Origin of the sequence: Arthrobacter sp. ISL-48, from assembly GCF_018613805.1 — a bacterium.
Taxonomy (GTDB): Bacteria; Actinomycetota; Actinomycetes; order Actinomycetales; family Micrococcaceae; genus Arthrobacter.
Genome location: NZ_JAGGPL010000003.1, coordinates 815,897 through 826,632 on the forward strand (window position 1 = coordinate 815,897; position 10,736 = coordinate 826,632).

General features: G+C 65.3%; 11 protein-coding genes. 8 read left to right on the forward strand and 3 right to left on the reverse strand.

Features of this window, described 5'->3' with window-relative positions; translation table 11 throughout:
* The first annotated feature begins 199 nt into the window (after nucleotides 1–199).
* A complete protein-coding gene (locus tag J7E83_RS07620; RefSeq protein ID WP_214960505.1) occupies nucleotides 200–1,219 on the forward strand; it encodes a pirin family protein in 1,020 nt (339 codons plus the stop codon).
* A 154-nt stretch (nucleotides 1,220–1,373) separates the two neighbouring features.
* On the opposite strand, the gene J7E83_RS07625 is transcribed toward J7E83_RS07620, so the two are convergent.
* Nucleotides 1,374–2,363 (reverse strand): BadF/BadG/BcrA/BcrD ATPase family protein, encoded by a 990-nt coding sequence (locus J7E83_RS07625; RefSeq protein WP_214960507.1) that lies wholly within the window; start codon nucleotides 2,361–2,363, stop codon nucleotides 1,374–1,376.
* A 115-nt stretch (nucleotides 2,364–2,478) separates the two neighbouring features.
* Nucleotides 2,479–3,465: a LysR family transcriptional regulator gene (locus tag J7E83_RS07630; RefSeq protein WP_214960509.1), complete on the reverse strand. Its 987-nt coding sequence runs from the start codon at nucleotides 3,463–3,465 to the stop codon at nucleotides 2,479–2,481.
* Between the two features lie 132 nt (nucleotides 3,466–3,597).
* Here J7E83_RS07630 and J7E83_RS07635 point away from each other — a divergent pair, with 132 nt between their 5' ends.
* Nucleotides 3,598–4,881 carry an MFS transporter gene (locus tag J7E83_RS07635; protein WP_251043483.1) on the forward strand — a complete coding sequence of 428 codons (1,284 nt, stop codon included), beginning with the start codon at nucleotides 3,598–3,600 and terminating at the stop codon, nucleotides 4,879–4,881.
* Nucleotides 4,882–5,000: 119 nt separating this feature from the next.
* A complete protein-coding gene (locus J7E83_RS07640) occupies nucleotides 5,001–5,504 on the forward strand; it encodes an Lrp/AsnC family transcriptional regulator (RefSeq protein WP_214960511.1) in 504 nt (167 codons plus the stop codon).
* Between the two features lie 7 nt (nucleotides 5,505–5,511).
* Here the strand turns inward: J7E83_RS07640 and J7E83_RS07645 are convergent, their stop codons facing one another.
* The gene (locus J7E83_RS07645; RefSeq protein WP_214960513.1) at nucleotides 5,512–6,762 is read right to left on the reverse strand and encodes an MFS transporter; all 1,251 of its coding nucleotides are present in this window, start codon (nucleotides 6,760–6,762) and stop codon (nucleotides 5,512–5,514) included.
* Between the two features lie 165 nt (nucleotides 6,763–6,927).
* Between J7E83_RS07645 and J7E83_RS07650 the strand changes: the two genes are divergently transcribed.
* From J7E83_RS07650 to J7E83_RS07670, 5 genes are all read left to right on the forward strand, one after another.
* Complete coding sequence (locus J7E83_RS07650; RefSeq protein WP_251043484.1) at nucleotides 6,928–7,464, forward strand: Lrp/AsnC family transcriptional regulator; 537 nt, start codon at nucleotides 6,928–6,930, stop codon at nucleotides 7,462–7,464.
* 9 nt (nucleotides 7,465–7,473) lie between these two features.
* The gene (locus tag J7E83_RS07655; protein WP_214960515.1) at nucleotides 7,474–7,899 is read left to right on the forward strand and encodes a DUF1761 domain-containing protein; all 426 of its coding nucleotides are present in this window, start codon (nucleotides 7,474–7,476) and stop codon (nucleotides 7,897–7,899) included.
* Between the two features lie 43 nt (nucleotides 7,900–7,942).
* Nucleotides 7,943–8,938, forward strand: a complete 996-nt coding sequence (gene corA / locus J7E83_RS07660) for a magnesium/cobalt transporter CorA (RefSeq protein ID WP_214960517.1) — start codon at nucleotides 7,943–7,945, stop codon at nucleotides 8,936–8,938.
* A 3-nt stretch (nucleotides 8,939–8,941) separates the two neighbouring features.
* Nucleotides 8,942–9,430 (forward strand): AFG1/ZapE family ATPase, encoded by a 489-nt coding sequence (gene zapE / locus J7E83_RS07665; protein ID WP_214960519.1) that lies wholly within the window; start codon nucleotides 8,942–8,944, stop codon nucleotides 9,428–9,430.
* A 230-nt stretch (nucleotides 9,431–9,660) separates the two neighbouring features.
* Complete coding sequence (locus J7E83_RS07670) at nucleotides 9,661–10,611, forward strand: ABC transporter substrate-binding protein (protein ID WP_214960522.1); 951 nt, start codon at nucleotides 9,661–9,663, stop codon at nucleotides 10,609–10,611.
* The last annotated feature ends 125 nt before the right edge of the window (nucleotides 10,612–10,736 follow it).

Genomic DNA, 10,736 nt, shown 5'->3' on the forward strand with positions numbered 1-10,736 from the left:
CGGTGGAGCGACCCGATCATCAGCACACTGGCAATGACCGTAACCCCAATCCAACCTCAGCCTAACCAGTACCGCGGACAAACCGGGCTAAGGAGTCCCTACTGTAATGATTCGGAAACCTGCCCTGCGCGGATGGGTCCACCATCCCTCAGTCTTCAGTGCGCTGACTCGGGGGAACAGAGCGGCTTAGAGTTGGACTGTGACCAACTTGGAAGTGTCCCCCCAGCAGGAACTCTGCCCGCCCGCCGGCCCGGACGGAACCTCCGGTCCCTGCCTTCAGCTCTGGCCTGAACGGGAGGTCCCGCTGGGCGGCGTCCGGGCGATGAACGTCCAGCGCACCCTCCCCCAACGCGGACTGCCCACCATCGGCGCCTGGTGTTTCCTGGACAGCTTCGGCCCGGACCGGACCGCCATGTCTGTCCTTCCCCACCCCCACATCGGGCTCCAGACGGTCACCTGGCCTCTGGCTGGCCACGTCCGCCACCGGGACAGTGTGGGCAGTGACGTGGTGGTCCGCCCAGGTGAGCTGAACATCATGACGGCCGGGTACGGAGTCTCCCACTCGGAGTTCGCTGTGCTGCCAAATCCCGACGGCGGGGGCCCGCTTCCGCTGCAGCGCGGGCTTCAACTCTGGGTGGCGCTTCCGGACGGGGAACGGCACCGGGAGCCGGCCTTCGAACAGCACCGGGAACTGCCCTCCGTGACGGGCGAAGGATTCAAGGCAACGGTGATGGTGGGTGAATTCAGCGGCGCGGTGTCCCCTGCCACCATGTACTCGCCCATCGTCGGGGCTGAGGTCTCCTGCTCGGGGCGAGCCGTATTGCCGCTGAAGGAGGACTTCGAACATGCCGTCCTGGTGCTCGACGGCGGGCTGATGCTGGACGGGCAGGATGTTCCGCCCGGACCGCTGGGCTACCTGGGCGTTGGCCGCACATCGCTTGTGGTGCGGGCACTGCCCGGCACGCGTTTCCTCCTCATCGGCGGGGAACCATTCCAGGAGGAACTGCTGATGTGGTGGAACTTCGTGGGCCGCACCCACGACGAGGTAGAGCAGGCCCGCGAAGACTGGGAAGCCCAGGGCAGCCTGACCGAGTCCGGGGCGCGCGGTTCCCGCTATGGTCTCGTTCAAGGCCACGGCCCGGAGGCTGGTGCCGAGTCGGGCCGCATTCCCGCTCCCCCGCTGCCGGCAGTCAGGCTGACCCCGCGGAAGCGCGCCTAAGACCCCGAGGCTGAGCCTCATCCCGCGCCGGGCTTGGACGGCCCTGAGCCATGGTCTGAGAGAGGGTTTGCGTTAAAGCCGCACGATCTGAGAGAGGGTTCGGGTTAAAGCGGCAGGATCTGAGAGAGGGTTTCCGGGCGGGTCCTGAGAACTGTCAGCCCCGAGCCGGGTCCTGCTCCGCCACGAGTTGCAGGACGCCGAATACCGGTTCCTGGTCCAGGACCCGGACGTCGGTGATCCCCGAGGCTGCAAGATGGTTGCGGAACGCGTCCTGGAGCGCCGGCACGTTCATGCCCAGGCCCCCGCCCAGGATGACAGGGCCGTCCGTTCCGAGCTTCCGCAGTGCCTGCGCCGCCAGGCCCGCAAGGTCACTGCCCGCCCGGTCGAGCAGCTCCTGGCTCGCCGCGTGGCCGGCCGCAGCGGCCTCAACCACATGGCGGGCCTGCTGGGCCCAGAAGCGGCGGCCGGTGCCAGCGGAATGGAACAGTGCAATCAGCCGGTTGGGGTCATTCACGCCACAGGATTCCAGCAGCGCGGCGGTGAGCTGATCGACCGGGAGGCCCTGGTTCATCCGCCGCAGGCTGTAACGGACAGCTTCGCGCCCCAGCCAGTAGCCACTGCCCTCGTCGCCCAGCAAATAGCCCCAGCCGCCGGCGCGCGCTTCTTCCCCTGCCGCGTTCCTGCCCCAGGCAGCAGAACCGGTACCAGCTATCACTGCCACGCCGGTACTTGCCCGTCCTGCTGCGAGCAGAAGACGGGAGTCATGGACCACCGTGATCCTTGCCCCGGGCACATGCGGTTCGATCAGGGCAGCCAGGGCGGCAGCGTCATCCTCGGTGTCTATTCCGCCGGAACCGGCATACACCTGGGCCACGCTGCCGCCACCGATCGGCGCAATCCGCGCAAATAATCCAGCGAGATGGGCGGCCGCCTCCTCCCGGCTCACGTTCTGGACGTTTGAGCTCCCGGCCGAGTCGTCGGCCACGGCGATGCCATCCTCAAAACGAACGCCGTGAGTCTTGGTGCCGCCGATATCCAGTCCGATGATGGCGCCGGCCAGCGGGCCCGCCCCGCCCGTGGACTGCGCGTTGGCGCCATGAAAGTTTACGGATGAGGCGGCTGGGGGGTGCTCGGTGTTGGTCACGTCACAAGCCTACTGAAGCGCGGCAGGAAGGCCGCACCGCCGTCGCCATGTTTCAGCACTTCCCGGTCTCAGTGCTTCCGGCTTTCAGTAGCCGGGACTTCAGTGGCCCCGGATTTCAGTGGGTTCGGGAACGCGCCCTGACCAGCCCGGCCAGCAGGTCAGGACCTTGGAGCAGGACCATATCCCGAAACAGCCGGACAGGATCGGGTTCGGCATCCCGGCCGGGTTTGCGCCGGCGCCAGGCCAGGCCGATCTCCCGGTAGGCAAGGTCGGATTCGAGCGGCAGTTCAACCCATCCCAGGTTGCCTGTCTCTGCGCTGACGTTCCGTCCCGGTCCGTTGCCGCCGGGCGGCAGGATACTGACGCCCAGTCCCGCGGAGACCAGGCCCCGGACAGTGTGCGAGTCCTGACTCTCAAAGGCGATCCGGGGCCGGAATCCGGCTTCGCGGAACAGCGCATCGGTCAGCGACCGCAGCCCGTATCCGGGCCCCATCGCCACAAAAGGGTCCACGCGGATGTCCTGAAGCCGGGCACTGCTCCGCCGCGCCAGCGCGTGCCCGTGGTGCACCACCAGCCGGAGGGGTTCGCGGTAGAGGGACGCCGACAAGATCGTGCTGCTTTTCGCTGAAACCGGGGCCGTGAGAGCCAGGTCCGCCTGCCCCGAGGCAAGTTCAGCGAGGCAGCCGTCCCGTGCGCCCTGGCTGAGAATGAAGCCGGCCTCCGGGTGGCGGCTCCGGAAAGCACTGATGAGCAGGGGCAGCGTCGCCTCTCCGAACGTGTGCTGGAAGGACACGGAGATCTTCCCGCGCACCACGTCCGACTCGTGCCGGACCACGTCCAGACCGGCCTGGAATTCGGTCAGGGCCGACTCAATGTACGGCAGCAGCGTCTTCGCCGCGGTGGTGAGGCGGACGCCCCTTCCGTCCCGGACCAGGAGTTCGGTTCCGACGACGGCGCTGGCCCGGGCAAGTGCCCTGCTGACGGTTGACTGAGGTACTCCCAGCAGCTCCGCGGTTTCGGTGACGTGCTGGGTGCGGCCGAGTTCGGCCAGCACAGGGAGCAACGGCAGCAGCTGGACCAGTTGCTTGTAATCGGCATCCATGTCGACTCCCGTTCTGAAACTTCCTTCTCTGCCTGTAGCGTTCGTTCTACAGTCGTTTCGTTCCATATTCGCCATCAATATCGGACGAAACATGCATTGGAAGCATACATTCAAGAAGCCTACGCTGGGTCCATGCGTACCAATCCGCCCCAGCCCGGCACTCAGGACGCCATGCCGCACGCCTGGAACGGGCACTCGAAGGACTCCACGGCCTACGGCAGGATCCTGGCCGGTCTGGGATTCGCAGGAGTGGCTACTTTTGCCCAGCTGTACTCCACACAGGCGGTGCTGCCGATCATGGCGGCCGACCTGCAGATCACTGCGGCCGAAGCGGCACTGACCATTTCGCTGGCCACCGTGGGCCTGGCCATCACGGTCATCCCCTGGTCCTTCCTGGCTGACCGGATCGGCCGGATCAAGGCCATGGCCCTCGGAATTTCAGCAGCCACCATCCTGGGCCTCCTGGTGCCCCTGGCGACGAGCTTCGGCATGCTCCTGTCCCTGCGGCTGCTGGAAGGAATGGCATTGGGCGGAATCCCCGCAGTGGCCATCGCCTACCTTAGTGAGGAAGTGAACAAGGCGCATACGGCTTTGGCAGCAGGTAGCTACGTTGCCGGCACCACGCTGGGCGGCCTGGCAGGACGACTGGTAGCTGGTCCGGCGGGCGAGCTGTGGGGCTGGCGGGCCGCCACACTAACTGTCTCCGTTCTGGCAACCATCGCCGCGGTCATTTTCCTGATGCTGGTGCCCAAGGCAAGGGGATTTACCCCGGCAAGGGCGGTAGGGTTTCGAGGCGCCATCCGGACCCTCGCAGGCCATGTGCGGAATCCCAGGCTGCTGGCGCTCTATGTCCAGGCTTTCCTGATGATGGGTGGATTTGTGGCTGTCTACAACTACCTTGGCTTCCGGCTCTCCGGTGAACCTTTCAGCCTGCCCGCCACGGTGATTAGCCTGATCTTCCTGGCCTACCTCTCCGGCACCGTCTCCTCCCGCTGGGCCGCTGGACTCACGCTGCGCTACGGCCGAAGGAATGTCCTGCTCGCCTCAGTCCTCCTCATGGCCGCGGGCCTGGCATTGACCCTGACCCCGCTGCTCGCCCTCATCCTGGCAGGGCTTCTGGTATTCACGGGAGGCTTCTTCGCCGCCCACAGCGTCGGTGCCGGCTGGACGGGGAGCATTGCCACCACCAGCCGTGCCCAGGCAGCGTCGCTGTACAACCTGGCGTACTACTTGGGGTCAAGCGTTATTGGCTGGGCCGGCGGCCTGGTGTTCCAGTCCCTGGGCTGGACGGCGCTGGCCCTCACCGTGACCGTGTTGGCCTGCCTTACGGCGGTGACCATCGCTGTCGTCCATCCCCGGGTGGAGGGGCGTGCTCCGTCAGACTCCGTCCAAAGGGGGCAGCAGGCAGCGGCCTGAACTATCCGTCGCTATAGCCCTGTAACGTGCGGTGATTGTTCGGGCAAGGCCCGACTATTCGGGGTGATGCGCCGGAACCGCACGTCTAGGATGAACTCAGAACACTTTGAGGAGATTCCATGAGCAGCAACGCAAAGAATATCCGGCCCGGGATACACCTCGAACCGCTGGACGCCATCGATGAGCGGTTGCTTGCAGCACTCGTGGACGACGCCCGGATCTCGAACAAGCAACTGGCGGAACTCGTCGGCATCGCCCCCTCAACGGCCCTGATGCGGACCCGCGCCCTGTCCGAACGCGGAATTGTCCAGGGCTTCGAGGCCAAGCTCAGCCTCTCGGCGATCGGAAGGTCGGTCCAGGCGCTGGTCGCCGTCCGGCTCAGGGCTCACGACAGGGACCAGATTGACCGCTTCACAGCGCGTGTTCCGCACCTGCCGGCCGTGCTGTCCACGTTCCATACCTCTGGCTCGGTCGATTACCTCCTGCACATCGCAGTGGCCAGCACGGAGGACCTGCGGGACTGGGTGCTGGACAACCTCGCCACAGACCCGGTGGTGGGGCACACGGAGACAACACTCGTCTTCGACCACATCCAGGGAAACCACGGGCCCCTGCCCGACTAGGTCCTGCCTAGGCTGCGTGGGGACCTGGCAGCACAGCGGCTCGCAGCGTCACCGCGGCAAGGACCAGGGCTGCGGCGCCGCACACTACGGCAAAAACAGCCACCGATGCTTCCAGCCCGAAGGCCGCCGCCGCCCAGCCGAGCCCGATCACCGGGGCGGCACTGCCGAGGTAGGTGATGACATACAGGGTGCTGATGACCTGGGCGTGGCCGGACGGCGCCACCTTGCCGGCTACGTCATTGAAGACCGTGCGGAAGGCGATCCCCTGCCCCAGGCCGCCAGAAATGCTGGCGATGACCAGCAACAGCGGGCTTCCCCAGGAGGCGGCTGCTGCCAGGAGCAGCACGGATACCCCCAGGACGGACAGTCCCGCCGGTACCACAAAGCGGCCCTGCACGGTCAGCAGTTGGCTTGCGGCCGAGGCACCCAGCGTCAGCCCGGCCAGCGCGCCGGTCAGGGGACGCGAATCAGCACCCACGATCCCGGCAAAGTAGGCGGGAGCCAAGGACAGGCAGAACCCAAAAACGGAAAAACTGAGGAAGCCGACGGCGGACGCCAGCCAGAACGCACCCCTCGCCTCAGTGGACACGGACGGACGGCGCGGCGCCAACGCTTTCAGCGGGCGGGTTCCAGCCGGAAGCTGGATCGCGGGGCGGGCCTTGAGCAGGTATAACGGCACCAGCAGCACGGCGAGAACCGCTGAATGCACATAGTAGGGCGCGGTGGTGGGGCCCGGAAGCAGCGACAGCACTCCGCCAATGACGGGACCGGCGGCCACACCGCCGGCGGAGGCCAGCAACGTAAACCGGGACGCCCACTCCGGGCGTGCGGGCAGCAGTTCGCGGAGTGCGGCCGCGCTTGCACCAGTGGCCAGCGCCACCGCCGCGCCCTGCAGGGCGCGGCCGGCGGACAGGGCAGCCAGGTTCCCCGCATGCGCGAAGATCGCGCCTCCCGCCAGCCCCGCTACGACGGCGAGGATGAGGGCCGCCCTCCGGCCGATGTGGTCAGACCAGTGACCGGCCAGCATCAGTGTCAGGACCAGCGCCAGGACGTAACTGGCGAAAGCGGCCGTGACTCCGAAGGGCGAGAGTCCGAGGTTTGCCTGCAGCAGCGGATACAAGGGCGTTGCCAGGTTTGCACCCACCAGCAACGTGAAGATGACAGAGCCCGCCATGACCAGACGTGCGGTATTCGATGCATCCCAACCGCTTGATGCTGTTGCAGCCGGGTGCATGCGGAGCTCGCTGAAGACTGTCATTCGCGGTGCCTTTGCCTTTACGGCAGGGGTCCCAGTGGGACGCCGCGCCGGGGTGGAAACGTCTGCCTCCAGAATGGGCCACTTCTGCTTGATCGAGTGGTTTTTCGTGGAAGAATTGAGCAATATTGTCAATCCTGCATCTTCCTGGCAACCGAAAGTGACAGTTTGAATAACCTCGACCCAACCGACTTGAAGATCCTGCTGGAGCTTATCCGCGATCCCCGGGTCCAGATCGGTGAGCTCAGCGAGTCGCTGGGGATCGCCCGGAACACAGCGCAAACGCGGGTGCGGCGCATGATCCGTGCCGGCGTACTGCACGACGGCGGCAGGGAGATCGACCTTGAGGCGGTGGGGTACGACGTCGTGGCCTTTGTGACGATCGAGGTAACACACCGTGAACTGGACGGGGTGGTGGGCGCGCTGCGGCTCCTCCCCCAGGTCCTGGAGGTGCACGAGATCTCCGGCCGGGGAGATGTGTGGTGTCGGGTGGTGGCCACCGATACCCACAATCTGCAGGCTGCGCTGCGGCAGATCCTCCGGATCAAAGGCGTTATCAGGACAGAAACTGTCCTGGCCCTTCACACCCACATTCCATACCGGGCAGAACCCCTGATCAGCAGGCTCGCCGACGTCGGGGGCCATCCGCCAATACGGCCACGTGCACGGCACGAAGGGCCCCAGAGCCCCCGGCAAAGCGGCTAGGATTCGAGCATGGACTGGCTCTCATATATTTCGCAGATCAACTGGCTTGCCGTGCTGCTGGCGTTCATCGCCAACATGGCCATCGGTTTTGTCTGGTACATGCCGGCCGTGCTCGGCGGGCGCTGGATGGCAGCCATCGGCAAGACGGAGGAAGACCTCAAGAACATCGGCGGCGGAGCAGGGATCTGGCTTCCCATGATGGCGACTGCCGCACTCACCGCGGTCCTGCTGGCTGTACTCATCAGCAAGCTTGGCCTGGACAACGCCTTGGCCGGCGGCTGGTTCGCCCTGGTCCTGGGACTGGTCTTCCGTGCCGGGGGCCACGTGATCCACAATGGCTTCGCGGGACGCCCAGCGGCCGTCACGCTCATCGACTCGGGCCACGATCTGGTTGCCATGACGGCGGCCGGCGCAATCATCGGAGCGATGTCCTGAGGAGTCTGGACCTGGCCACCGCCCGGATGGAGAATGCCCGCCTGTGACCATCATCGATAATGCCGTCTACGTTGACGGCGTCCGCAGCGCTGAACCTGAAAGCCTTGAGCAGACATTCGAGACGCTTGCCCAACACGGAGGCATGGCCTGGATCGGACTGTACCGGCCCACCAAAGCAGAGATGGCGGCCGTCGCCAGCGAATTCGGGCTCCACGCGCTGGCGGTTGAGGATGCGATTTCCGCGCACCAGCGGCCCAAGCTGGAGCGCTACGACGACAACCTCTTCACGGTCCTCCGGCCGGCCCGGTACCTGGATGACACCGAAACCGTGGAGTTCGGAGAACTCCACGTGTTCACGGGCAAGAACTTTGTTGTTACTGTCCGCCACGCCGAGATGGCGGGAGTTGCCAGCGTGCGCCACCGGCTCGAGTCCCGCCCCGACCTCCTGCGGCACGGTCCTGAAGCCGTCCTCTACGCCCTCCTGGACCGCGTGGTGGACGATTACGCGCCGGTAGTGGCCGGGCTTGAAAACGATATCGACGAGATTGAGGACCAGCTGTTCGCGGGGGACAATACAGTCTCGCGGCGAATCTACGAACTCGCCCGCGAAGTCATCCAATTCCAGCGCGCCATCCACCCGCTGCCGGGGATGATGCACCAGCTCAAGAGGGGATTCGAGAAGTACGGGGTGGAAACCGAACTGCGGCACAGCCTGCGGGACGTTGAGGACCATGTGGAACGGGTGATTTCCCGGGCGGACTCTTTCCGGGACCTGCTGCAGAACGCCCTGACCCTTGACGGTACCCTGACTGCCAACCGGCAGAATGAAGCCAGTGCCGTGCAGAACGAGCAGGTCAAGAAGATCTCCTCCTGGGCAGCGATTTTCTTCGCGCCGTCGTTTGTGGCGGGCGTCTACGGGATGAACTTTGACCACATGCCCGAACTCCACTGGACCCTTGGCTACCCCATGGCCATCGCCCTGATGGCCGGCACCGCAGCCCTGATGTACGGCATCTTCAAAAGGAAGGGCTGGCTCTAGGACGTGGACGGCGGGAATGACGGCGCGGCGAAGCCTAACTTCGTCCGGGGTCGCATCATCACGCCCGGTACTGAACACCAACTGGGCACGTTCGGGCTGTTCCCGCCGTCGCCCGGGCAGCGGCGCACGCTGCGACCCACCACACTGCTGCTCACCGCCAAAAACGCGGAACCCGAACTGCTGTGGATCAGCTTCGCCGAAATCTGCGACAGCAGGGTGTCAGCGGCAGAGTACGAAGTCCTGGCAAGGCGGCACAAAACCTGGGTGGTCGACGACGTGACGACCCCGGAGGTGGACCAGCCACCACATCAGTCATCCGCTTGGCACCGGTTCAGCACATTGGTGGACGTTCTTTACGCGCACGACGACACGCTTTTCCTGGTTGGGAGCGGATTGTCGGCGGGCCTGGCACGGGTAGCCGGCCGTCTCTCCCTCCTGGAACTCGTGGAGTCAGCGGACGTCCTGGTCACTGACCCAGCATCCGGGAGCTAGGCAACGGCGGCGACACGGCAGGACCGGCAGTCTGCGTGGTCTGCGGGCGGTGTCCTCCGAGCTGTCACTCAAACGTGACCTAAGTTGCTTGACCCAAAGCATTGTTAGCGTTCACACTTATGCGCAGAGCGAATCTGCTCACTTGCAGCAACGGCGGTGTGGGGGCTCCGCATGCATGCAACAACGCATCCGGGAGGACCATTGTGTTCAAGAAAACTCTAATCGCGGTCATGGCCGCATCAGCCCTGGCCCTGACCGCGTGCGGCGGCGGCACCCAGGCCGCCAGCGGCGGCGGCGCAGACAAGAAGATCGTGATGGGCTTCGCCCAGGTAGGCGCCGAAAGCGGCTGGCGCACCGCGAACACCAAGTCCGTCCAGGAATCGGCCAAGACGGCCGGGGTGGACCTGAAGTTCTCCGACGCCCAGCAGAAGCAGGAAAACCAGATCAAGGCGATCCGGTCCTACATCCAGCAGAAGGTCGACGTCATCGCCTTCTCCCCCGTGGTCGAATCCGGCTGGGACACCGTGCTGAAGGAAGCCAAGGACGCGAAGATCCCCGTGATCCTCACCGACCGCGCCGTTGACTCGGCCGACAAGTCCCTCTACAAGACCTTCCTCGGCTCCGACTTCGTCCTCGAAGGCAAAAAGGCAGGCGAATGGCTGGTCGGGGACTCCAAGTCCGCCAGCGGCACCGTGAACATCGTCGAAATCCAGGGCACCACCGGCTCCGCACCGGCCAACGACCGCAAACAGGGCTTCGAAGAGGCCATCAAGGCCGACCCGAAGCTGAAGATCATCGCCTCCCAGAGCGGTGACTTCACCCGCAGCGGCGGCAAGCAGGTCATGGAAGCCTTCCTGAAGAACAACCCGAAGATCGACGTCGTCTTCGCCCACAACGACGACGAAGGCCTCGGCGCCATCGAGGCCATCGAAGCCGCCGGCAAGGTCCCGGGCAAGGACATCAAGATCATCACCATCGACGCCGTCAAGGACGGCATGACCGCCCTGAGCGCAGGCAAGATCAACTACATCGTCGAGTGCAGCCCCCTCCTGGGCACCCAGCTCATGGACCTGGCCAAGAAGGTCCTCGCCGGCGAAACAGTACCCGAACGCGTCGTCACCGAAGAAACAACCTTCACCCAGGAACAGGCCACCAAGGCCCTGCCTACCCGTCAGTACTGAGCCAACGCTCACCTGACCGTCCATGCGGTGGCAGCGCACCAGCTGCCACCGCAGGGATCAATCACGCTGCAGCAATCCCCAACCAAGAGTCGGCAACGTCATGGCTGCCGCTCAAAGGAGTGCCC